At 69.9% G+C, this 22,850-nt stretch carries 22 protein-coding genes; 9 read left to right on the plus strand and 13 right to left on the minus strand.

Translation table 11 applies throughout. From position 1 onward, the window contains the following. Window positions 1–52 precede the first annotated feature (52 nt). Together ACGG9C_RS09910 and ACGG9C_RS09915 are read right to left on the minus strand one after the other, a co-directional pair. Window positions 53–631, minus strand: coding sequence for a DUF305 domain-containing protein (locus ACGG9C_RS09910; protein WP_194384452.1), 579 nt, complete (start codon window positions 629–631; stop codon window positions 53–55). An 85-nt stretch (window positions 632–716) separates the two neighbouring features. Then, window positions 717–1,118 (minus strand): DUF6153 family protein, encoded by a 402-nt coding sequence (locus tag ACGG9C_RS09915; protein ID WP_228481192.1) that lies wholly within the window; start codon window positions 1,116–1,118, stop codon window positions 717–719. Window positions 1,119–1,380: 262 nt separating this feature from the next. Between ACGG9C_RS09915 and ACGG9C_RS09920 the strand changes: the two genes are divergently transcribed. Beyond that, complete coding sequence (locus ACGG9C_RS09920) at window positions 1,381–1,866, plus strand: CinA family protein (RefSeq protein WP_194384454.1); 486 nt, start codon at window positions 1,381–1,383, stop codon at window positions 1,864–1,866. Between the two features lie 74 nt (window positions 1,867–1,940). Here ACGG9C_RS09920 and ACGG9C_RS09925 read toward each other — a convergent pair whose 3' ends face one another. Beyond that, window positions 1,941–2,294: a hypothetical protein gene (locus ACGG9C_RS09925; RefSeq protein WP_194384455.1), complete on the minus strand. Its 354-nt coding sequence runs from the start codon at window positions 2,292–2,294 to the stop codon at window positions 1,941–1,943. Between the two features lie 306 nt (window positions 2,295–2,600). Here ACGG9C_RS09925 and ACGG9C_RS09930 point away from each other — a divergent pair, with 306 nt between their 5' ends. Together ACGG9C_RS09930 and ACGG9C_RS09935 are read left to right on the plus strand one after the other, a co-directional pair. Further along, entirely contained in the window at window positions 2,601–4,199 is a 1,599-nt protein-coding gene (locus ACGG9C_RS09930; RefSeq protein ID WP_194384456.1) for an NAD-dependent epimerase/dehydratase family protein, read from the plus strand. Window positions 4,200–4,269: 70 nt separating this feature from the next. Further along, a complete protein-coding gene (locus ACGG9C_RS09935; RefSeq protein WP_194384457.1) occupies window positions 4,270–5,520 on the plus strand; it encodes an alpha-amylase family protein in 1,251 nt (416 codons plus the stop codon). A 122-nt stretch (window positions 5,521–5,642) separates the two neighbouring features. Here ACGG9C_RS09935 and ACGG9C_RS09940 read toward each other — a convergent pair whose 3' ends face one another. Genes ACGG9C_RS09940 through ACGG9C_RS09950 form a run of 3 tightly spaced genes read right to left on the minus strand, consistent with a single transcriptional unit; the run spans window position 5,643 to window position 8,826 of the window. Next, complete coding sequence (locus tag ACGG9C_RS09940; RefSeq protein ID WP_194384458.1) at window positions 5,643–6,545, minus strand: hypothetical protein; 903 nt, start codon at window positions 6,543–6,545, stop codon at window positions 5,643–5,645. 41 nt (window positions 6,546–6,586) lie between these two features. Beyond that, on the minus strand, window positions 6,587–7,843 hold the full coding sequence (locus ACGG9C_RS09945) for a GtrA family protein (protein ID WP_194385404.1): 1,257 nt from the start codon (window positions 7,841–7,843) through the stop codon (window positions 6,587–6,589). A gap of 5 nt (window positions 7,844–7,848) precedes the next feature. Next, on the minus strand, window positions 7,849–8,826 hold the full coding sequence (locus ACGG9C_RS09950) for a phosphodiester glycosidase family protein (protein WP_194384459.1): 978 nt from the start codon (window positions 8,824–8,826) through the stop codon (window positions 7,849–7,851). 169 nt (window positions 8,827–8,995) lie between these two features. Between ACGG9C_RS09950 and ACGG9C_RS09955 the strand changes: the two genes are divergently transcribed. After that, on the plus strand, window positions 8,996–9,988 hold the full coding sequence (locus tag ACGG9C_RS09955; RefSeq protein ID WP_390178597.1) for a Gfo/Idh/MocA family protein: 993 nt from the start codon (window positions 8,996–8,998) through the stop codon (window positions 9,986–9,988). After that, complete coding sequence (locus ACGG9C_RS09960) at window positions 9,985–11,022, plus strand: beta-propeller fold lactonase family protein (RefSeq protein ID WP_194384461.1); 1,038 nt, start codon at window positions 9,985–9,987, stop codon at window positions 11,020–11,022. The genes ACGG9C_RS09955 and ACGG9C_RS09960 overlap by 4 nt, the downstream gene beginning before the upstream one ends. A gap of 21 nt (window positions 11,023–11,043) precedes the next feature. Here ACGG9C_RS09960 and ACGG9C_RS09965 read toward each other — a convergent pair whose 3' ends face one another. The 3 genes from ACGG9C_RS09965 to ACGG9C_RS09975 are packed head-to-tail and all read right to left on the minus strand — an operon-like array spanning window position 11,044 to window position 14,945. Beyond that, window positions 11,044–12,372, minus strand: coding sequence for a nitrate/nitrite transporter (locus tag ACGG9C_RS09965; protein ID WP_194384462.1), 1,329 nt, complete (start codon window positions 12,370–12,372; stop codon window positions 11,044–11,046). Between the two features lie 51 nt (window positions 12,373–12,423). Beyond that, the gene (locus tag ACGG9C_RS09970; protein WP_194384463.1) at window positions 12,424–13,056 is read right to left on the minus strand and encodes a hypothetical protein; all 633 of its coding nucleotides are present in this window, start codon (window positions 13,054–13,056) and stop codon (window positions 12,424–12,426) included. Then, entirely contained in the window at window positions 13,053–14,945 is a 1,893-nt protein-coding gene (locus ACGG9C_RS09975) for a heavy metal translocating P-type ATPase (RefSeq protein ID WP_194384464.1), read from the minus strand. Before ACGG9C_RS09975 ends, ACGG9C_RS09970 begins: the two co-directional genes overlap by 4 nt. 127 nt (window positions 14,946–15,072) lie before the next feature. On the opposite strand from ACGG9C_RS09975, the gene ACGG9C_RS09980 reads away from it, so the two are divergent. The 3 genes from ACGG9C_RS09980 to ACGG9C_RS09990 are packed head-to-tail and all read left to right on the plus strand — an operon-like array spanning window position 15,073 to window position 17,420. Continuing rightward, window positions 15,073–15,435, plus strand: coding sequence for a YciI family protein (locus tag ACGG9C_RS09980; RefSeq protein WP_194384465.1), 363 nt, complete (start codon window positions 15,073–15,075; stop codon window positions 15,433–15,435). Window position 15,436: 1 nt separating this feature from the next. Continuing rightward, entirely contained in the window at window positions 15,437–16,648 is a 1,212-nt protein-coding gene (locus ACGG9C_RS09985) for an RNA polymerase sigma factor (RefSeq protein WP_286718194.1), read from the plus strand. Window positions 16,649–16,685: 37 nt separating this feature from the next. After that, the gene (locus tag ACGG9C_RS09990) at window positions 16,686–17,420 is read left to right on the plus strand and encodes a VIT family protein (RefSeq protein WP_194384466.1); all 735 of its coding nucleotides are present in this window, start codon (window positions 16,686–16,688) and stop codon (window positions 17,418–17,420) included. A 33-nt stretch (window positions 17,421–17,453) separates the two neighbouring features. Here the strand turns inward: ACGG9C_RS09990 and trxA are convergent, their stop codons facing one another. The 3 genes from trxA to ACGG9C_RS10005 all read right to left on the minus strand — a co-directional run bounded on the left by trxA (window position 17,454) and on the right by ACGG9C_RS10005 (window position 19,897). Further along, complete coding sequence (trxA, locus tag ACGG9C_RS09995) at window positions 17,454–17,834, minus strand: thioredoxin (protein ID WP_390178598.1); 381 nt, start codon at window positions 17,832–17,834, stop codon at window positions 17,454–17,456. 72 nt (window positions 17,835–17,906) lie between these two features. Beyond that, window positions 17,907–18,890: an alpha/beta hydrolase gene (locus ACGG9C_RS10000; RefSeq protein WP_390178599.1), complete on the minus strand. Its 984-nt coding sequence runs from the start codon at window positions 18,888–18,890 to the stop codon at window positions 17,907–17,909. Beyond that, window positions 18,887–19,897, minus strand: a complete 1,011-nt coding sequence (locus ACGG9C_RS10005; RefSeq protein ID WP_228480911.1) for a formylglycine-generating enzyme family protein — start codon at window positions 19,895–19,897, stop codon at window positions 18,887–18,889. Before ACGG9C_RS10005 ends, ACGG9C_RS10000 begins: the two co-directional genes overlap by 4 nt. Before the next feature lie 138 nt (window positions 19,898–20,035). Between ACGG9C_RS10005 and nhaA the strand changes: the two genes are divergently transcribed. Continuing rightward, on the plus strand, window positions 20,036–21,820 hold the full coding sequence (gene nhaA, locus ACGG9C_RS10010; protein ID WP_194385406.1) for a Na+/H+ antiporter NhaA: 1,785 nt from the start codon (window positions 20,036–20,038) through the stop codon (window positions 21,818–21,820). Window positions 21,821–21,970: 150 nt separating this feature from the next. Here the strand turns inward: nhaA and ACGG9C_RS10015 are convergent, their stop codons facing one another. Further along, window positions 21,971–22,813: an alpha/beta fold hydrolase gene (locus ACGG9C_RS10015; protein WP_194384468.1), complete on the minus strand. Its 843-nt coding sequence runs from the start codon at window positions 22,811–22,813 to the stop codon at window positions 21,971–21,973. Window positions 22,814–22,850: the final 37 nt, after the last annotated feature.

A 22,850-nucleotide genomic window follows, 5' to 3' on the forward strand; every position in this document is an offset into this window, starting at 1 on the left:
GACAGCGGCAGGGGCCGCTTCGCACAGCGGTTCCCCCACAGAGGATTCGGGCTCAGTAGTCAGTGAGCAGGTCGCGCATGAGGGCGATCTCGTCGGTCTGGTCGACGATGATCTCCTCCGCCAGGTCGCGAGCGTCGGGGTTCGATCCCGCTTCGAGCAGAGCCTCAGACATCTGGATCGCGCCCTCGTGATGCACGATCATCCCCTCGAGGAAGACACGCTCCGCGTCGGTCCCCGAGGCGTCCTCCAGGACGGACATGTCCATCTCGGACATCATCATCCCGGGCCCCGGAGTCATCCGGCCCATGTCGCCGAACTCATCCATTCCCCACTCGTCGAGCCAGGACTCCATCAACTCGATCTCCGGTTGCTGAGCAGCCTTGACTCCCTCGGCGAGCTCGCGGACCCGCACGTCGATGTCTTCCTTGCTCAGGAGAACGTCACTCATCGCAACGGCCTGCTCGTGGTGCGGAATCATCATCATCGCGAACATGACGTCGGCAGATGCGAACGTCTCTCCCGACTGATTCGGCGTCGGCGCGGTCACCGTGGCGCCGGCCGCGCAGCCCGTCACGGCCAGTGTCGATGCGACCGCCAATGCGCCCATCCAGCGCACACTTCTTCTCTTCATCTCTCTCTCAGTCCTTCGTGTCGTTTCTCTGCACCGCGCTCAGCGAGCGCGGCGGACGCCCGGACAAGTCCGGTGCGAGAAACGATCAAATCCGGCTGATCGACAACTGATGAAGAGACAACGGCGCGGGCGCGCGCGTGTGCCTGAGCAGCACGCCGATCCACCGCCGACAGAGCGAGGAAACGCGCAACCCGAAAAGCTGGGGAGGTGCAAGCCACAGGCCGACGGAGAGCAGAATGAACACGCACATCGCGGCGGCGACCTCATGCCCGTCCGGGGCGACGCACCCCGCGCATGCGGGTTCTTCGACAGCCGTCGGCTGGGCGGTGTGATGGCTGGCCGCTGTTGCCGCGATCGGAGCATGGTCGGTCGCAGGCCCGGACACGCCGGAATGCATCGCGAAGACGCCAAACGCGATCGCCGCCGCAAGGATGACACGCCACAGCCGCCGAAGCGCAAGGCACGCGCCTCCGCTGCGTCCGGCCATGGTGATCACCTCGCTCCCTCGAGGATGATACCCCGCCCCGGTATCCAGGGGTCATAGACACCATCGAACGTGCGCATGGTGCGCAGCTATCGGACGTCGTTCCTCAGGAGTGCGGGAACCGCGACGTCGGTGCCGCGTGCCACGATGGAGCTCAACGACGCTTGCCTTCTGGCCGCTCGAGGGTCTCGCCCGGCGACATGCCCGGGCTGGTGCTCGAGCCCCGTAGCGCGGCCGCGACAGCGTGCGGCGCTAGGGTGTCGCCATGAGCGCAGTCGATGATCCTTCAGAGCGCCTTGCGGCACTCTGCCGGCACGCGGGCATCCGGGTCGGGGTCGCCGAGTCCCTCACGGCGGGTCGCGTCGCGAGTGAGATCGGGCGCGGATCGGGGGCCCAAGATTGGTTCCAAGGTGGGATCGTCGCGTACGCAACGGAGGTGAAGCAGCGGTTGCTCGGGCTGCTGCCGGACACCGACCCCTGCTCGGGTGAAGCCGCCACACAACTCGCACGGGCCGCGCGAGTGATGTTTGTCGCCGACGTGGCGGTGTCGACCACAGGCGTCGGCGGGCCGAAACCCCAGGATGGCCATCCCGCGGGCACGGTGTACATCGGCTGGGCCACCGAGCAGGATGCTGGCGCGATGCTCACGCAACACGACGGCGACCCCGCCGATGTCGTGCGGCGCGCCACGGAGCTCGCGGTGCTGCAACTGGTCTCTCTCGCCGCCACCGGAGGCTCGCGATCGGATTGAATCCCGTCAAGGGTGAGGTCGATTCACGGGGCACCGGGCGTGACGTAACCGCGTGACTCCTCGGGCCGTGATCGTCAGCTGTCGTCTTCGTCGATGAGGCCGAGGAGCGACTTGAGGGCGTCGCGGATCTCCGTGTGGTCGTACTGACCCGCGCGGCTCTCGGCCGAGATCACGCCGGACCTGCGCACCTTGTCGAAGTCGCCGAACGGGAAGCTGTAGGCACGCTTCGTCTCGCGGTTCTCGCTCTTATCGATGCCCAGGTGCCAGTGCGAATATTCGGTCCAGCCGTTCTCGTCGATGAAGGCGTTCTCCTGCTCGGCAGACGGAGCGGCGCCCGACCAGTCGTCCCGTTCGTCGTGCACCACCTTGCCGTCGCGCACGAGGGAACGGGCGAGCCGGAGGGCGGGGCCGTTCAATTCGATCGACATGACGGCCACGATACGAGGGCGGTGACGCCGGACCAAGGGTCTTGACGTGTTCTTCGACGCGGGTGAGCGCCACACGCGTCAACCCCGCGCGGTGGCGGGCCTCGCACCGCGGGCGAGGTTGCCCACTCATGCTCGGCGCGTCACCTCACCGGACCAGCCCAACTCGGCGAATGCGACCTCCGCGGTGGGAGATCCGCCGCGCACCCGCGGCGACCGTTCCTATCTGCACCCGTCGTGATTCGCAACCCGGTCGACACGGGAGCATCCGACCGCCATCGTCGTCTGAACTTCGGTGAGAGGGCTGAAATGCGACTGTGCGTCACGGGTGCGAGTGGAAATGTCGGTACGGCGCTGCTGGGCGCGCTCGCTTCGGACCCGAAAGTCGAAGAGGTGGTCGGCATCGCTCGCCGACGGCCCGATACGACGGCAGCGCCCTACAACACGGCGCGGTGGCAGGTGGTGGACCTCGCGATGCCAGTCCCGTCCGCTGAAGACGAGACGAAGGTCGTGGAGAAGCTCGCGGCCGTCTTCCAAGGCATGGACGCTGTTGTTCATCTGGCGTGGATGATCCAGCCCAATCGCAACCGGCGGCTCTTGCGACGCGCCAACGTGGTGGGCACGCGCCGCGTCGTCGATGCGTGCCTGAGCGCCGGGGTCCGTCATCTCGTCTGTGCTTCGTCCGTGGGGGCGTACTCCGGCGTCCACGACGAGGATCCTCGCGACGAGACATGGTCGACCCGCGGAGTGCCGTCCGCTCACTACTCGGCGGATAAGGCCGCGCAGGAGCGTGTGCTGGACGACGCAGAGAGCCAGGGGTTGGCGATCGCCCGCGTGCGACCGGCGCTCGTCTTCGACGCGTCTGCGGGCGCAGAGGTCACGCGCCTCTTCCTGGGCCCGATGTTCCCCGCTCGACTGCTGCGGCCGGGCGCGCTGCCCGTCATTCCGCTTCCGGCAGGTCTGCGTTTCCAGGTCGTGCATGCGGAAGACCTCGCCGACGCGTACCGCCGAATCCTCAGCTCGGTCGCGACCGGCCCCTTCAACGTCGCGACGGACGGGGTGCTGCGTGGGAGAGACCTCGCCGAGGCGTTGGGTGCTCGGCGTCGCGTGTCACTGCCGGCACGCGCACTTCGGCCGGCGATGAATCTCGCCTGGTGCGCGCACGCCGTCGCCGCAGACCCCGGCTGGATGGACATCGCGATGTCGGCGCCGATAATGGACACCGAGCGGATCCGCGCAGAACTGGACTGGCGTCCACGGCGCGACGCCCGCAGTACGCTGCGGGAGATGATCACCGCGATCGCCGACGGCGACGGTGCGGCCAGCGCGCCGATGCGTCCAAGGCTTCGATGGCCCCGAGATCAGCAGGCGCCGGGTGAGATCCCTCCGATCACCGTGCCGGGACAAAGGCACCGCCTGCCGGCATCCATCGAACGCGACATCTTCGCCCTCTACCTCTCTGATCACCTCACCGGCGCGACCGGCGGAGCCGACCGGGCGTCGCGTATGGCGCACGGGTACGCCGATACCCCGATCGGCGAGGAACTTGCCCGGATCGCCGCGGAAGTGCGGCGCGAGCGGGCGTTCCTGAAGGAGCTGGTGAGTTCGCTGGAGCTACCGAGGCGACGGCATCGCCAGGCCGTTGCCTGGATCGGGGAGAGGATCGGACGGTTGAAGAGCAACGGACAGTCGACCGATTCTCCGATGACTCCCGTGCTCGAGATCGAGCTGATGCGCGGTGCGGTCGCTTCCAAGCTCGGATGCTGGGAGACGCTCGCCGACCTGTCGCCGGAATTGGGCTTTCCTTCCGCTGTGTTCATCGACCTGGCTGCTCGGGCGCGTGCACAGCTGACCACGTTGCAGGGGCTGCATGAACGAGTGGCGGGAGGCGCCTTCCGGGTGGGGTAGCTCTCCCGGCGCGCGTCGATGAGAGGATGAAGGGCATGCCGTACCGCAGGCTCGACGAGGAAACGACCGCATGAGTGCGTCCGCACGGGCCTGGGTCGAGCACGTCATGTGGTGGCACGTCTACCCGCTCGGTTTCACCGGGGCGCCGATCCGCGAAGGCGCCGACGAAGGCCGCATCGTGCACCGCCTGCCGCACATCGAGGCGTGGCTCGATCACGTCATCGAACTCGGGTTGAACGGCATCCTGCTCGGGCCGGTGTTCGCCTCGACCAGTCACGGCTACGACATCGTCGACCACTTCCGTGTGGATCCCCGCTTGGGCGACGAGGACGACGTGCGTCGCCTGATCGCCGCGGCGCACGACCGCGGCGTCCGGGTGCTGTTCGACGGGGTCTTCAACCACGTCGGCCGGGAGCATCCCCAGGTGGAGACCCTGCGCGGAGACGGTGTCTTCGAGGGCCACGACAGCCTCGTCGAGCTCGATCACGACTCCGAGGCGGTCCGCGATCTCGCGGTCGACGCCATGAACTACTGGCTCGACCGCGGTATCGACGGGTGGCGGCTGGATGCGGCGTACGCCGTTCCGCCGTCGTTCTGGGCGGCGGTGCTCCCGCGCGTGCGCGAGCGACACCCTCACGCGTGGTTCCTCGGCGAAGTCATCCACGGCGACTACGCCACGACCGTGCGCGACTCCGGCATCGACAGCGTCACCCAGTACGAGCTGTGGCAGGGGATCTGGCACGGCATCGCCGACGGGAACTTCTTCGAGCTCGCGCATGCGCTCGGCCGCCACGTCGCCCTGCTCGATACCTTCGTTCCGGCGACCTTCGTCGGCAATCACGACGTCACCCGCATCGCCACAGCCGTGGGGCGGCGCCATCTGCCCCACGCGCTCGCCGTGCTGTTCACCGTCGCCGGAACCCCCGCGGTCTACGCCGGCGACGAGTACGGCTTCGAAGCGGTCAAGGCCGAGCGGATCGGCGGTGACGATGCCGTGAGGCCGGCGTTCCCGCCCATGCCGGACGAGGTCGAGGAGACGGATGCCGCACGCGATGCGCTGCGACTCACCCGTGACCTCGTCGCCTTCCGTCGCCGCAGGCCGTGGTTGCACTCGGCCCACACCGACGTCGTCGAGACGACCAATCTCACGCTCGTCATCCGCACCGCCGTCGACGACGACGCTGCCATCGTGGCGCTGAACATCGGCGACGACGAGGCGGTCGTCGCCGCCGCCGGCGCTGGGCAGCTGGAGCTGGGTGACGGGGCGCTCGCCGACGCACGCGTCGTCTTGCCGCCGCACGGGTGGGCGATCCTGACGTAGGGTGCTCTGCTGCGACGTTTCGTTTCGTCGCTGCGCTCCTCGCTCAACGACCTCCGGACAAAGGGCCCGCTGGTCGTTGAGCGAGCGGAGCGAGACGAAACGCTCGGAGGGAGCGCCTCCCGTCACTCGACGTCGTACCCGCGCACGGCGTCCTCCAGCTCATCCCGGCTCCGGATGGCCTGCGGGCGGGAGAAACTGCTGGTGAGGAAGTGCTGCGCATAGGGGAAGCACGCCGCCTCGAACGGTTCGGCGGCGCGAAAGGATGCGCCGAACGTATCCGATGTCACCGTGACGGCATCCAGAGGAAGCCGCAGAGCCTGCCGCATCTCGTCGGGGTCGAACACGAGTCCGAAGGGTTCCGAGCTCTCGCGCCGCAAGCGCCCGCCGTAGTCGACGCTGAGGTTCCCCTCGATCCACAGGCGCTGCTCGAGCGGAGTCGTCTTCGCGGCAGGCAACGCCGCGGTCACCTCGAGATGGTTGGGCCGTTCGGCACTGCGCACATCGATGACGACGTCGCCGGTGTGCACGGTCGTGACGACGGCACGCTCGGTGGTCGACCGCGCGAAGCCCTCGCCGGGGCCGTAGTTGATCGTGTTCGACTCGTAGTCGCAGATCACCCACGTGAGCATGCCCGATCGGGTGTCCTCTGCGATGACGTACAGCTCGACGCGCGTTCCCCAGAAGACCGAGGTGTGCACCGTGAACGCCCCGACGATCGCGCACAGACGCGGCGTCTCGTCGGCGAACATCGCGGTGGGAACGAGTCGGTAGTGCGGGGGCAGGAGTCGGGCCGCGGCATCCGAATCGGTGATCTCGTACGACAGGAAGAAGCAGTACGGCTCGACCACGAAGCCCATGTGCCCCTCGGTACGGGCGTGCGAGACGACCCACTCCTGCCCGCGGCGAGGCATCCGTGCGAGCATCTCGGCGCGCCCGTAGAGGGCGGCCACCGCTTTCGGTGACACGCTCCTCTCGGTGCCGACGATGAATCGGCGCAGTTCCAGCGGATCGATCCCGGTCCCCATGATCGCCAGCGTCGACGCGACGCGCTCGACCGGCGTGCCCGTCAGCGGCGGCCCGCCGGCTCTTCCGCATCCCGAAACGCCGTGGCCCTGGCGGTGTCGTCGTCGATGACGCGATGGTGCCGCGCCTCGGTGCCGAGCGGAGGGGATGTTCCGGCATGAAGGGCTCGCTCAAACGGGGTGCCGGTACGGATGGCCTGTGACGATTCCGGGACCAGAGAGCGCATTCGGGCGCGCGCTGCATGCAGCCGCTTCCGACCAGCCCCTTGTCCTCCGCGGAAGACGAGCGAGCGCTGCACGGCGTAACTCGTCAGGAACAGCACCACCTCGGTGAGCATCTTGGCTGCCAGGAGGGTGACGCCGATGTCGGTCAGCGCTCCCATCCACGCGATGTTCGACGCGAGCAGCACGAGCGCCAGGGCGGCGTACCGCAGGGCTTCGCGCGTGCGGCCCCGGCTCCGGCTCCGGCGATGAAAGACCACCCGACGGTTCACGGCGAAGTTCACGGATGCGCTGATCACGCGGGCCGCCACGATGGAGAACACCAGCGAGCCCGTCGCGGCCGACAGCACGAGCAGGAGCACCGTGTCGAGCGCGAAGGCTAGGAGAGACGACCCCGCGAAGAGGATCAGGGGAAGCATGACGCGCAGCGAGTCCGTCAACGGACGGAAGTGGCTCGAGGCGTTTCGCTCGAGATAGACCGTCGCGATGGGCACCTCGCGAGCGGTCACCCCCGCGCTCCGGCTGCGCAGCAGCATGTTCTGCTCGTACTCGAAACGGTCGCCCGGAACCGACATCGCCCACGGGAGCAGCGCCGCCGGGATGCCGCGCAGTCCGGTCTGCGTGTCGCTGAGCGCCCACCCGGCGACCACGCGGAACACCCCGCGCGACACCGCGTTGCCCACACGACTGCGCACCGGCACGTCACCGCCGAAGTCGCGACACCCGAGGATGAGCGCCGGGGATTCGGCCGCCTTCTCCCGCCGCAGGGCCTCGACGACACGGAGGATGTCGTCGACGCGATGCTGGCCGTCTGCATCGGCGGTCACGACGTCGTCATCCGGTGCCCACCGCACGACCTCGGCGAAGCCCGCCTTCAGCGCAGCCCCCTTCCCTCGGTTCCTCGAGAAGCGGATGACGCGCGCGCCGGCGTCTTCGACCACCGAGAACAGATCGTCGTACCCCGGCCCGCTGCCGTCGTCGACGACCAGGACGGTGAGGTCGGGATCGGCGGCGAGCAGTTCGTCGACCAGCCAGGGCAGGCGCGGTCCGGGCTCGAGCGCGGGGATGAGCACGATCATGCCGGTCACCCCGCGATGTAGAGGATGTCGCTGGTGGCGCGCTCGCCGCCGTTGGACGGGCTGTTGACCACCTCGCCGTCGAAGAACATCGTCGACGAGCCGCCCCCGTCGAGGTTGTAGGCCGTCGTCGCCCCCAGGTCGACGAAGATGTCGGCGAGCTCGGTGAGGGTGACCCCCTCGCTGTAGCCGCTCTGGCGCCCGTCGACGACGACGAAGACCAGGTGATTGTCGTCGATGACGCCGACCGCGGTGCGCGGCTGGTCGCCCTGGATGGAGTGGTTGCCGAAGTTGGTGTCGACCTCGACGTCTTCGATCCCCTCGAGGACCGCGCCGTCCTCGACGATCGCCGGCCCGAAGCTGAGGGTGTTCCACGCGCCGGCGGCCACGAGTTCGTCGGCGCTGGTGGCGGTCTCGTCGTAGACCTCGACGCTGCCGTCGGTGTAGAAGACCAGGCCCGTGCGGGCGGGGTCGTCGCGGTACACGACGCCATTGCGGATGACGATGCCGGTGTCGCGGAACCCGTAGTAGTCGCCGTTGATGGCGAAGACGGCATCGTTCTGCTCGGCGATGGAGCTGGTGAGGTCGGTGATGTTCTCGCCGAACTGATTGTTGGCGAAGGCGCTCCGCAGCGCGGTCGCGTCGCCCAAGGTGACCTCGGCGACGTAGTAGGTCACCGTCGAGTCCCCGGACCCCTCGACGACGGTCGAGATCTCGACCGACGTCTCCCCGCTCGTGTACGACGTGTCGGTCAGGACCGTCTCGGTGCTCGCGTCGTCGCCGGTGTCGTCGGCACCGTCGTCCACGGTGACCGGTGAGTTCTCCGCCTCGTACGCGGCGACATCGTCGATCTCGACGTGCTGCACGAGGTAGCGGTCCGCGGCCCACGCTGCGGCGCCCGAGAGGGTGAGCGTGGTCGTCAGCGCCGACGCGATGATCACGTTCCGGCGACGGGTGCGGCGTTTGCGGCGGGGCGTGGGTTCCATGCATCCAGGGATACGCACCCCGCCTATCCGGCACCCCGCGACCGGCTGATACCGCGCTATGGAGGCTTATGCGGCGGCTATGGCCCGCACGGGGCCGCGCATACGATGGGGAGAGCCGCGTCTTGCGACGCCATCCGCGTGCCCGATCGCATCCCGAGGAGAGATTCGCATGAAGCTCGCCGTGCTGGGGTCGGGGATGATCGTCCGCGACTTCCTGCCCCACGCCGCCGCCGTCGACGGCCTCGACCTCGTCGCGATCTGCGGGCGTCCGGCGTCAGCCGATCGCCTCGCCGCGATGCGGGACGAGTTCGGCATCGACCGCGTGCACCTCGACCTCGATGCCTGCCTCGCAGATCCCGACATCGACACGGTGTGGATCGCGGTGCCGAACTCGCTGCACGCCGAGTATGCGCGCAAGGCCCTGGAGGCCGGCAAGCATGTGGTGTGCGAGAAGCCCTTCGTGCTCGATGAGCGCGATCTGCAGGAACTGCGCGACCTCGCCGAGGAGCGCGATCTCATCCTCGTCGAGGCGATCAGCACGGTGTACCTCTCGAACTACCGCTGGATCCAGGAGCACCTCGACAGCGTCGGGGAGATCCGCGTCGTGCAGTGCGACTACTCCCAGTTCTCGTCGCGCTTCGACCGGTTCCGGGCCGGCGAGGTGCTGCCGGCGTTCGACCCGGCGCAGGGTGGCGGCGCGCTGCTCGACATCGGCATCTACACGATCCACTTCGTCGTGGGGCTTCTCGGGCTTCCCGAGAGCGTGCAGTACACCGCCAACCTCGAGCGCGGCGTGGACACTTCCGGCGTGCTCGTGCTGGGGTACGGCGACCGCACCGCGGTGTGCGTGTGCGCGAAGGACTCCGACGGCCCGATCCGCTCGAAGATCCAGGGCACCGACGGCTGGATCGCCGTCGACGGGGCGCCGAACGCGATGCCGGTCGTGCGATCCCAGCGCCGAGGCGAACAGGTGCAGACCCGTGACCTGTCGGTGCATCCGCATCGCATGGTCGAGGAGTTCCGCGCGTTCGTCGACATGATCGCCCGGCACGACACGGCCGAGCGCGACCGACGTCTCGACCACAGCCAGGCCGTGCTCGCCGTCGCCACCGCGGCGCGTCGGTCGGCCGGACTCCTCCCGAGCGAACAGGACCCCTCATGACCCATTCCCTCGTGCTCGTCGCCAACGCCGGCGACGGATCCCTGTCGCTGTTCCGCTTCGACGGGGCAGCGCTCGAGCGCCTGTCGGTGACCGAGGGGCTGACGGGATGCTCCACGTTCGCCGTCGATTCGACGCGCGACCTCGTCTACGCCGCCGTCAAGGGCGACCCCGCGGGCATCGTCACGCTCTCGCTCGACCGCGCAGCCGGAGTGCTGACGGAGGTCTCGCGGCGCGATCTGCCGCGGGGCGGCATGAACTACCTGGCCCTCACTCACGACGGCGAGGTGCTGCTCGGCGCCTCCTACGGCGGCGGGTACGGCATCCTCAGCACCGTCGCGGACGGCGTGGTGAGCGCTCCGGTCTCCGAGATCGCGTATGCGAACCTGCACGCGGTGCTGCCGGATGCATCCGGTCGGTTCGCGTACTTCGTCTCGCTCGGCGACGATCTCGTCGCGCAGTACGCGATCACCGATGAGCCTTCGCTCGAGCCGCTGAGTCCGTCCACCGTCGCCTTCCCGCCCGGCATCGGGCCCCGCCACCTGGCGCTGAACGCCGCGGAGGACAGCGTCTACGTGCTCACGGAGTTCAGTGCCGAGATCGTGCGTCTGCACCGTGACCGGCAGAACGGGGTGCTTGTTCCGGACGGATCCACCGCGGCGCACGATGTCGCCGTCGGCCTGCCGCCCGGCGTGTTCGGAGGCAATCCCACCGTCAACCCGGCGCTGTGGGGAGCCGACCTGCACTGGGGTGCCGGACAGAAGCATCTCTGGGCATCGGAGCGGTCGACGAGCAGTCTCGCAGCGGTGCCCGTGGCCGCAGACGGCTCCCTCCGTCCCGCCGAGACCTTCACGCCCACCGAGCCGCAGCCGCGCGGATTCGCGCTGAGCGCCGACGGCCGATACCTGGTCGCCGCGGGTGAGCGAAGCACGACGGTCTCTCTCTACGCCGTCCACGGGCAGCACCTCGAACTCCTCCAGCGCGCCGAGACCGGTGGCGGCGCGAACTGGGTTCGCTTCATCGAACCGCGCCTTTAGCGCCCGCACCGGCCGGATGCGTCACCAGGGGAGATTCCCCGGTCCGCCGACGTGCCGGATCGTGCGGCTGCGCTCGCGGATGATTCCCCAGGAACCGATGATCCACAGCGGCACCTGGGTGAGGAAGGCGATGCGGAACGCGTCCAGCGAGTAGGTCTCGGGTGTGCCGGCGCCCTGCAGGTCCATCGAGACGCCGATCATGAGGATCGCGATCAGCGCGGCGAGGAAGCCGCCGCCGTTGACGATGCCGGTCGCCGTGCTCAGGCGATGCGTCGGATTGAACGCGCGGGCATGGTCGAAGGCGATCATCGAGGCGGGTCCGCCCGAGGCGAGCGCGATGACGAGGATCACCAGCAGCCAGACCGGCGCGGCGCCGGGCCACACGATCACCGCGAGCCACGCGACGGCCTGGAACACCACCGTCGGCAGCACGAGCCAGCGCGACCGGCGCGTCGGGTGCCGTGAGGAGAGCGCCCCGAGGATCGGTCCGAACACGATGCCGGCGAGCACGAGCAGGGTCATGAGTCCCGACGCGGCGGCGGGCCTGAGCCCCTCGCCCGCGGTGAGGAACGGATAGCCCCACAGCAGCACGAACGCCGTGCCCGCGAACGGGGTGGTGAAGTGCGACCAGAAGCCCAACCGCGTCGCCGGGTGGGACCACGACTCGCGGAATCCCTCGCGCAGATCGGCCGCCGAACGCACGATACGCACCGCGCCGGTGTCGGTGTCGACGGCGGTGTCGAGCGGATCGTCGCGACGCTCGGGTGGACGATTGCGGATGACCGCGAAGGTGAGAACCGCGAACAGCACCGTGAGTCCGGCGAGGCTGCCGAACGCGACGCTCCACGACGTGGCGTGCAGGAGGGCTGCCAGCGGCACGACGGCGACGATCTGACCCAGCTGGCCGATGATGCCCGTCAGCTGCACCAGGAGCGGTGAGCGCTGCGCCGGGAACCACGTGGCGATCACGCGCAGCACGCTCGGGAAGACCGCGGCATCGCCGGCGCCGATGAGCACGCGCGCGAGGATGCCGATCCCGACGGCGTCGGCGAAGGCCATGACGAGCTGACCGGTGGCCATGAGCACCATGCCGGCCGCGATCACCGGGCGCGCGCCGAGGCGGTCGAGGATCAGCCCCACCGGCACCTGGAGCGAACCGTAGACGGCGAGCTGGATGACGGCGAACATCGACAGCGCCGAGGCGTCGGCATCGAACCGGATCGCCGCGTCGACGCCGACGGACGACAGCGACGTGCGGTTCGTGATCGCGACGACGTAGGCGGCGACCCCGACGATCCAGACCGTCCACGTACGCCAGCCGGGCGTGTGCAGGGCAGAGGGTGATGTCACGTGCGACCCGTCGACGGTGGAGATGATCTCGCGAGAGCGAGCGGATAAATCCTACTTTCCGGCGCTCGCCGTTGCGCCGAAGCAGTCCGCCGCGAGGGCGTCGGTGACGGCGGTGGCCGCATCGGCCCAGCGCGCGTAGTGGTCGGGATCGGTGTTGACCTGCACGGTGTGGATCGCCCGCGAGGGCGGCATCCGCTCCCAGCCCTCGACGGTCGCGAGCCGCGAGAAGAACAGGGATGCGGCGCGCGCGGGATCCATCCGCTCCTCGACCGTGCCCCACCAGTCCTGCTGCTGGAACAGCCCGATCGACGACGTGCGAGACCCGTCGGGGTTGCGGATGCCCGAGGTCTCCCAGTCGCCGTAGTCGAGGTTGCGGAGCCCCGATTCGCCCATCGCCGCCATCACGCCCAGGCGCTGCCCGACTTCGTCGAATCCGGCGTCGGCGCCGACCTCCATGATGGTCAGCGCATGGGCCAGCTGGTCTCCCGAGTACCCGGCGACGCTCGCCTCGCCGACCACGCCGGGCGCGGTGCACACCTCGGTCGGAGAATCGGCCACGTCGGCGGCGACGACGAGCCCCCACACGCCGAAGAATCCGGCGAGCGCCACGGTCGCGCCCACCTGCACGCCGACCACGCGGCGGCGTGTCAGGCGCCGTCGCCGTCGGCGTCGTGTCGGGCTCACTCCTCCAGTCCACCGCGCGCGCCTGGGAATCCCGTCCGGGTGCTTCGCGAGGGGAGGCCGCCGGTCAAGGCGCGGAGGGCGTAGAGGATCGTCGCGAGGTCGACCAGTTCCTGGATGAGCGCACCGGCCACGGCGGGGATCGCACCCGTCATCGCGATCAGCATCAGGCCGATGCTCAGCGCGATGCCGATGCCGATCGCGGTGACGGCCACCCGGACCGTGCGACGCGCGATCGCGATGCCGTCGACGACGCCGGAGAGCGAATCGACGAGCAGGACCGCGTCCGCTGCTTCGCCGGCGGCGGTGGCCCCGCGCGCCCCCATCGCGATGCCCACGTCGGCGGCGGCCAGCACCGGCGCGTCGTTGACGCCGTCACCGACCATCATCATCGGGCGAGGACGCATCTCGGCCGCGAGATGCACCTTCTCCCGCGGTCGCAGCTCGGCGTGCACCTCGGTGATCCCCACGTCGCGGGCGATGGAGTCGGCGGTCGCCGGCACATCCCCCGTCAGCATGGCCACCCGGCCGACGCCGTTGTGCGTCAGCCAGTTCACGACCTGGCGGGACTCCGGTCGCACCGTGTCGACGAACGTCAGGTGACCGGCGAAGCGTCCGTCGATCGCCACGTAGGCCGCGGCCTCGCCCGGTGCGAGGATCGCGCGCTGCAGCTCGGGCGCCGCCGCAGACACGAAGGCCGGCTTGCCGATGACGATGCGGTGTCCGTCGACGATGGCGGTGACGCCGTCGGTCGCCGCCTCGCGAGCGGAGGTCGCGGCGCCCACGATCACACCGCGCTCCCGGGCGGCGGTGACGATGCCCGGCGCCAAGGCGTGGGTGGAGTACTGCTCGGCCGCCGCGGCGGCTCCGAGCACCTGCGACTCGGTGAATCCGGCCGTGGGATGGACCCCGGACACGGCGGGTCGCCCCGCCGTCAACGTGCCCGTCTTGTCGAACGCCGCGGACGCGACGCGGGCGAGCTGCTCGAGCACCGCCCCGCCCTTCACGATCACACCGGCATTCGCGGCGCGGGAGAGTCCGCCGAGGAACGCCACCGGCGCGGCGATGAGCAGGGGGCAGGGCGTGGCCAGCACGAGCACCTCGGCGAATCGGGAGGGATCGCCCGAAACTCCCCAGGCAGTGCCCGCCAGAACGAGCGATACTGCGGTGAACGGGATCGCGAAGCGATCCGCGAGGCGTTCGACCGGCGCGCGGGAAGGCTCGGCCTCGCGCACCAGGGCGACGATCTGCTGGTACTGGCTGTCCCCGCTCGTGCGCGTGGCCCGGATGCGCACCGCGGCGGCGCCGTTCAGAGCTCCCGACGGAACGGCATCGCCCGTTCGCCGCTCGACGGGGATGCTCTCGCCCGTGAGCGAGGACTCGTCGAACACGCCGGTGTCGCCGAGGACGACGCCGTCGACCGGAACGATCTCCGCCGGTCGTACGAGCAGAACATCGCCCGGTGCGATGTCGTCGACATCGACGTCCGCGATGATCTCCGTGCCCTCGGGCGCGGCCCGCACGCGATGACCGGTGCGGGGGGAGCGGTCCAGGAGCGCGGTGAGCTCGCGGGTTGCACGGCGTCCGGCGAGCCGCTCCAGGGCGTCGCCACCCGCCAGCATCAGCACGATGATCAGCGACGCGACGTACTCGCCGACCGCGAGGGTGGCGACCATCGCGACCACGGCGAGGATGTCGAGTCCGACGTGCCCGCGCATCACCTGCCGCACCATGCCGACGAGAGTCCACACGACCACCGCCCCGACCCATGTCGTCGCGACGATGCGGGCCGCATCCCCACGGCCGGTCGTCGCGAGGACCAGCACGACCGTCAGCACTCCGGCGGTGACCGAGAGCGTGGCGTGCGAGCGGAGCGCGCGAAGGATGCGCATGAGATCACCGTGGCACGCGAAGCCACCCGAGAAAAGAAATGCGGCGGGGGTGTCCATCTGGTGCACTGGTGTTCGTCGCTTCAGTGAGGGGCTGCGACGGGCGGCTCCCAGACCGAAAGGACACGCCATGCAGTACATGCTCCTCCTCGCCAGCGCCCCCGATGTCAGTCCGCAGCCGGGAAGCCCCGAAGAAGCCGCGGAGATGGGTGAGTGGTTCGCCTTCGACCAGATGGTGAAGGACGCCGGGGTCTTCGTCTCCGGCGAAGCGCTCCACCCGCAGGACACCGCCACGTCGGTGCGCGTGCGCGAGGGCAAGACCGTCGTCACCGACGGACCCTACGCCGAGACCAAGGAACACCTCGGCGGCTTCTACGTGCTCGACGTCGCGAACCTCGATGAGGCGATCTCGTGGGCCGAGAAGGTCCCCAACGTCGACTACGGCTCGGTCGAGATCCGGCCGATCTTCGACGTGTCGCAGATGCAGCAGTAGCGTGCCGCATCCCGAGGTCGCCGAGGTCTTCGGTGCGCAGTGGCCACGGCTGGTCGCGACCCTGCGCGCCGACCTCGGCGACTTCGATCTCGCGGAGGATGCCGCGCAGCACGCGTTCGCGGTTGCGTCCGAACGCTGGCACGCCGACGGGCTGCCGGGCGCGCCAGGCGCATGGCTGCTCACCGTCGCGCGCCGCTGGGCGATCGATCAGGCCCGACGCGACGTGCGATGGGCGCGGCGAGAAGACGATGTGCGTGCCGCGCTCGAGCTGCCGCAACGCGACCGCGGGCCGATCTCCGACGACCTGCTGGCGATGATCTTCGGATGCTGCCACCGCGCCCTCGACGAGTCGGCACGCGTTGCGCTGACGCTGCGTTACGTCGTGGGCCTGCCGACGGCCTCGCTCGCGCGTTCCTTCCTCGTCTCCGAAGCGACCATGGCGAAGCGCCTGGTGCGGGCGAAGAAGAAGATCGCGGCCAGTCGCGTGCCCTTCGAGGTCCCCGATCGCGACCTGCTCGCGGACTCCCTGGACGACGTGCTGAAGGTCGTCTACGTGATCTACACGCAGGGGCACGCCGCGCCCACGGGTGAGCTCGTGCGCGGCGACCTGTGCGATGAGGCCCGCTGGCTGGCGGGCACGCTGTGCGACCTGCTCCCGGAGGAGCCTGAGGCCTGGGGGCTGGCATCGCTCCTGGCCTACACCGACGCGCGACGCCCGGCGCGACTCGACGCCGACGGCGAGGTCGTGCTGCTGCGCGACCAGGACCGCAGCCGATGGGATGCCGAAGCGATCGCGGCGGGACGGCGCCTGCTGGCACGCGCGCTCGCGCTCCGCCGCGTGGGGCCGTACCAGCTTCAGGCGGCGATCGCCGGTGCCCATGCGAGCGCACCGACCTTCGACGACACCGACTGGCGCACCATCAGGCGTCTGTACGCCGTGCTCGCTCGGCTCGAGCCGTCGCCGATCGTGTCGCTGAACGAGGCGGTCGCTGCCGCGCTGTCCGAGGGGCCGGAGTCAGGTCTCGCGCTTCTGTCGCCGATCGCCGAAGAACTCGACGGATACCACTACTTCCATCTCGCGCGCGCCGACATGCTCGCCGCCACGGGGGAGCGGGGCGCGGCCCGTGCCGCCTTCGACCGGGCTCTGGCGCTGTGCGAGAACGAGACCGAGCGTCGGACGATCGCCAGGGTCGCCGCCGAGAGGACGCCGTGACAACTGCGGTTCTCTCCGAAGCGCTAGCCTGTCGCCCGTGAACGCCGCCTCCGATGCCCCGGCCTCCTCTGCGCATCCCGACGAGCCCCACCGTGGTGGCCTCGCGCAGCGCCTGAACTGGCTCCGTGCCGGCGTGCTCGGTGCCAACGACGGCATCGTCTCGACGGCTGCGGTCGTCGTCGGCGTCGCGGGGGCGACCAGCGGAAGCCTGCCGGTGCTCCTGGCCGGCACGGCCGCCCTCGTCGGCGGAGCGATCTCGATGGCGCTCGGCGAGTACGTCTCGGTCGCCTCGCAACGTGACACCGAGCACGCCCTGATCGAGAAGGAACGGCGCGAGCTGGCCGAGGACCCGGCGGCGGAACTCGAAGAGCTCACCGGGATCTACCAGGCCCAGGGCCTCAGCCGCGCGACGGCCGAGAAGGTCGCGCGGGAGCTGACGGCGAAGGATGTTCTCGGCGCGCACCTGGCTGCCGAGCTGAACATCGACCGCGACGACGTCGTGAGTCCCTGGTACGCGGCCATCGCATCCGCCGTCGCTTTCACCGTCGGCGCGCTCCTGCCGTTGGTGACCATGCTCCTGACGCCTCACCCCGAGCGGATCGCCCTCACCTTCGTCGCCGTGCTGGTCGCCCTCGCGGTGACCGGGTACGTCGCTGCGTGGATCGGGGGTGCGTCACGGTGGAAGGCGGTCCTGCGTACGCTCATCGGTGGGACGCTCGCGCTGGTCGCGACGTTCCTGGTCGGCTCGCTGTTCGGCACCACGATCGGCTGACCCCGATGCCCCGTCGACGGCGTCGGTCGGGCGTCATGCCTCGGTGTCGCCCGCGGCCTGCTGCTCGGCGACCTGGCGCCGGACATCATCCATATCGAGGCCCTTCACCGCGGTGATCACCTGCTCCAGGGCCGGCGCGGGGAGGGCGCCCGGCTGCGAGAACACCATGATGCCTTCGCGGAAGGCCGCCAGCGTCGGGATCGAGGTGATGCCGAAGCCGCCCGCGAGCTCGCGCTGATCCTCGGTGTCGATCTTGCCGAAGACGACGTCCGTGTGCTCGTCGGACGCCTTCTCGAAGACGGGTGCGAAGGATCGGCACGGCCCGCACCACTCGGCCCAGAAGTCGAGCAGGACGATGTCGTTGTCGGCGATGGTCTCGCGGAAGGAGTCCATCGTCACGGTCTGCGTTGCCATGGAAGCCGCCTCTCTGTCGGTTGCGGTCTTCTTTCCTCCAGCGTAGGCCGGTGCCGCTTCATTCCCGAGGGGTCAGCCGGCAGTAGACGACGAGACGAAATCGAGGCTCGCGTTCGAGATCTGCGTACGCGCGGTCTCGTCCGACACCTGTGGCACACCGTCGCCCGGCTGCGGGCCGTACGAGCCGAACTGGGCGTGTGAGACGCCGTCGAGAACGAGGAACTCCGTGTCGACGGGAAGGGTGGCGGCGGTATCGGCGATCTTCGACGGCGTGGCCAGCCCGTCTTCGGTGCCGGAGATCGACAGCACCTGCGTGGTGAGGGTCTCGCTGATGTCGTCGGCGGGGTAGGAGGCGTACAGGATCAGGCCCGTGGCTCGGCGCTCGGTGTCTTCGTCGTGTTCGTCGGCTTGCATTGCGGCGACCGTTCCGCCGAGCGAATGCCCGCCGATCACCCAGCCGTCGGCATGCGGCACGACGTCGCGGGCGTCGTCGAACGCGCCGAGCGCGAGGAACGCGATCCCCAGCGGCTGCTTGGCGATGACCACCGGATGGCCCGCCTCGGCGAGGGGGCGCAGGACCGCCGCGTAGGCGCGAGGGTCGACGAGCGCTCCGGGCTGGAAGAACACCGCGGTCGACGACGGCGCATCCGCGGGCTCGAAAACGATCCGATCGGCGCTCTCGACCACGGTGACGGCCTCGTCGCTCTGCATCGCCGAGAGCGCCGGCTCGACCGCCGGGTACGGGCGGAGCCAGGCGAGGGCGGCGATGCCCCCGGCGGCTGCGACCAGGAGGAGGATGCGACCGGTGACCCGCGCCGCGGTCCGGCGACGAGCGCCGCGCAGCGCCACGACGACGCCCAGGACCGCGAGCAGAGCGGCCGCGCCCAGCAGCACGGCATAGGCCGGGTGTCCGTGGACGATCGCCCCCCACGCGGTGACGCAGGCCCACACGATGACTCCGAGGGCTGCGGCGGCGACGACGAGCGCGATCCACGTCAGCGCATCACGGCGCCGTGACGCGTCGCCGCCTCGCGGCGCATCCGATGACCCGCTCACGAACCGGCCAGGGCGACCGTGCGGAACCCGGCGTTGCCCATCGAGGAGTCAGGGGTGTTCTGCGAGCGGGCCGAATTGCGGTACCGGTTGCAATAGGAGATGTGGCAGAGGAAGCTTCCGCCGCGCAGCACCCGCACATCGCCCCGCTCCGGTCCCTGTGGATTCCGGGGAGGCGACGCGGCGTAGGTGCGGGGATCCCACCAGTCCGCGCACCACTCCCAGACGTTCCCGACCGTCTGCCACAGCCCATAGCCGTTGGGCGAGAAGGTGCGCACCGGAGCGGTGGTGAGGAATCCGTCCTCCAGGGTATTGGCGTGCGGGAAGGCACCCTGCCAGATGTTGGTGCGCCACGCGCCGCCGGAATCGGGCTCCTCGTCGCCCCACGGGTATTTGGCGCCGTCGAGGCCGCCGCGGGAGGCGTACTCCCACTCCGCTTCGGTGGGCAGACGCCGACCGGCCCAGGCGCAGTAGGCGAGCGCGTCGTTGTGCGAGACGTGCACGACCGGGTGGTCTCCGAGGCCGTCGATCGAGCTGTTCCGCCCTCCGGGGTGCCGCCAGTCGGCGCCGCGGACGCCGATCCACCACGGGGTTCCGGATGCGCGCCCCATGACGTCGTCGTCGGGTGCGTCGAGCGCGAGGTGGAACACGGCGGAGAAGCCGAAGGTCTCGGCCTCGGTCTCGAAGCCCGTGGCGTCGACGAAACGGGCGAAGTCGTCGTTGGTCACGCTGGTCGCGTCGATCGAGAACGCGTCGAGGGTGACATCGTGCACCGGCACCTCGCCGTCACCGGGATTCCGGTCGCCCGAGGAATCGCCCATGGCGAAGGTTCCCGCCGGGATGATCGCCTGCTCGACGCCGTGTGCCCCGGACGGCTCGCCGGCCCCCTCGATGCGGCGCTTCGTCGTGCCGAGAGGGAGGAACGTGGATCGTTCGGGGGCGCCGCACGTGCATCCCGGACCGCATGCGCTCTGTCCGGCGTCTTCGCTCAGCTCGTCGTCGGATTCCACCCTCGTCACTCTACCGAGCGGGTTCTGCGTGACCTCTCCCGCGGATGCCCGAACGGGTGGAGACTTGTCGACGTGTCGAGCCCCTCTGCCCGCTCCCGCAAGCACGCCTCGATCGCCGACAAGGTCGGGGCGATCGGCATGAACCGCTCCGGAGCACTCCTGCTCCTGCTGGCCACCCTCGTCGCCATCGCCTGGGCAAATATCGCCGACGGCGCATACGAGTCATTCTGGGAGACGCACCTGTCGATCGGGCTCGGCGACATTCAGATCGACTTCACGCTGCATGCGCTCGTCAACGACGCGCTGATGGCGATCTTCTTCTTCACCGTCGGCCTCGAGGTTCGTCGCGAGTTCGCGATCGGCGAGCTGACCAGCTGGCGCCGGGCGAGCGTGCCGGTCTTCGCCGCGCTCGCGGGCCTCGCCATCCCCGCCGTGCTGTTCGTCGCGGTCGCCGCCGGCTCCGGCTACGCGCACGCGTGGGGTGTCGTCATCTCCACAGACACGGCCTTCCTCGTCGGTGCTCTCGCGCTCGTGGGACCGCGCGTTCCCGGACGCCTGCGCGTGTTCCTCCTCGCGCTCGCTGTCGTCGACGACATCGGCGCGCTCAGCATCATCGCGTTCGTCTACACCGACAGTCTCGACGTGCTCCCGCTGGTCATCGCGGCCGTGGGCTTGGCCGGCGTCTATGCCACCCGCTATCTGCCGAGCGGACGCGGCCCGGTCTACGCGACCTTGTCGATCATCGTGTGGATGGCCTTCCTCGCCTCCGGTGTGCACCCCACCCTGGCGGGCGTCGCCATCGCCCTCCTCGTTCCCGTCTATCGTCCGAATCGGCGCGACGTCGAACACGCCCTGGAACTGGCACGCACCTTCCGGCAGTCCCCGAACACCGAGTACGCCCGGGCGGCGGCGAACAGCCTGCGCGAATCGATCTCGGTCAACGAGCGGCTGCAGAGCGCCTACGCCCCATACGTTGCCTTCGTCATCCTGCCCCTGTTCGCCCTCGCGAACGCCGGGGTGGTCATCAGTCCCGAGATCCTCGCCGGCGCGGTGACCTCCTCGCTCACGTGGGGCATCGTCGTCGGCCTGGCGGTGGGGAAGTTCCTCGGCGTGTTCGGGGCTTCCGCGCTCATGCGCCGATTCGGCGCCGGCGAGTTCGGTGCCGGGCTCACCCTCGACCGGATTGCCGGCGGGGGCCTGCTGTGCGGCATCGGCTTCACGATCTCGCTCTTCATCGTCGACATCGCCATCGACGGCGCGACGGCGCAGAACGAAGCACGCGTGGGCGTGCTCGTCGCCTCTGTCATCGCCTTCGTGGCGGCCACGGTCGTGTTCCGGATCTCCGACGCCGTGCGCCCCGCTGTGGAGACGGGTGAGACCCTCGTGCGCCCGGTCGATCCCGCCCGCGACCATGTGTTCGGGCGCGACGACGCTCCCTACGAGATCGTCGAGTACGGCGACTTCCAGTGCCCGTTCTGCCTCAAGGCCTCGGGGTCGATCGACGACGTGCGCCGCGAACTCGGGGACCGGGTGCGCTACGTGTGGCGGCATGCGCCGTTGACCGATCAGCACCCGAACGCCCTCGCGGCGGCCGAGGCGGCCGAGGCCGCCGCGCGACAGGGGAGGTTCCCGGAGTTCCTGCGCGGTCTGTTCGCCGACCAGGACAACCAGCTGCCCTCCGACATCGTGCGTCTGGCGGACCGCCTCGGGCTCGACGTGGAGCGTTTCGAACGCGACCTCACCGCATCCGCGGTCACCGCGCGGGTGCAGGATGACATGCTCGACGCCGAGGCGATGTCGATCTCCTCGGTTCCGACGTTCTTCGTCAACGGCCGTCGCCATCGTGGTCCCTACGACGCGCGCAGCCTCATCCGCGCCTTGCAGGAGACCGAGAGTGCCGATGCGGCGGTGGAGCCCGGCTGACCGGCCCCTTTCCCCGTGGCGCGCCCGCATCCTCGCCGAGAAACCGCGATTGGCCCGAGAAACCAGGCAGCGCGGTGTTTCTCGGGGCGAATGTGGTTTCTCGAGCGAGTGCCCGCCTCGAGCGAGCCCCGCGGCGAGCGGGCGCCGCGGTTACGGTGCGCCGTCGCGCAGAGTGGGCGAGACGCCGCCGTGGCGTGGGGCGACGTGGTTCAGGATGCTCGGCCAGTGCGTCGTGATCGACAGGCCCGTGCCCGCCTCGACGCGCACAACCCGGGCACGGGGAAGCCGGCGGCGCAGGCGGCGGCCGTCGAGATGCGCATCCACCGTCGGGTGCTGGTCGCCGTAGACGAGCAGCACGTCGGCGCGGATGTCGCGGAGCCGCCGCTGCCAGTCGTCGTCGGCCGCTGCCGCATAATCGCCCTGCATCCCGGCGGCGCCTTGCGTCGCCGCGGCATCCAGCATCCGGCGGATGCGGCGACCGGCCGCGGTCGACTCGAAGGCGGGCTCGGCGGGAGCGATGCCGACGTCGGCCACCCGGAACGGCGGCTGCGGCGCGCGCTCGCGGGCGACCCGGCCAGGGTCGGGAACGTCGACGAGCGCCACCCGGTCCACCAGGTGCGGGTGCCGCGACGCGAGAGCGAGGGCGGCGTATCCGCCGAGGCCCCAGCCCACCACGCCGAACGGTCCGAGTTCCATCGCCGAGATGCGCGAGGTGCTGCTCTCGATTCGCGAGAGGTACTGGGCGATGTCGTCGGCGTGGGTCGCGAAGGAGGGGCGCTCGCCCGCACGCCAGGCGTCGGATGCTCCGTAGCCCGGCCGGTCGATCCCGACGATCCGCGCGCCCCAGTGGGTCGAGACGGTGGGATCGGGATCGAACCCGCCGCCGCCGGGAGCGGGATGGCACATCACCACCGCACGCTGCGCGAGGGCATCGCCGAAGCCGCTCACCCCGAGCGCGCGTCCGCCGGAAAGCTGCACCAGTCGTCCTGCCATCGCAGACCACCTTCCTTTCCCGGGCCACGGTAGCGTG

It is taken from the genome of Microbacterium sp. MTN4-26 (assembly GCF_042846595.1).
GTDB classification, from domain to species: Bacteria; Actinomycetota; Actinomycetes; order Actinomycetales; family Microbacteriaceae; genus Microbacterium; species Microbacterium luteum.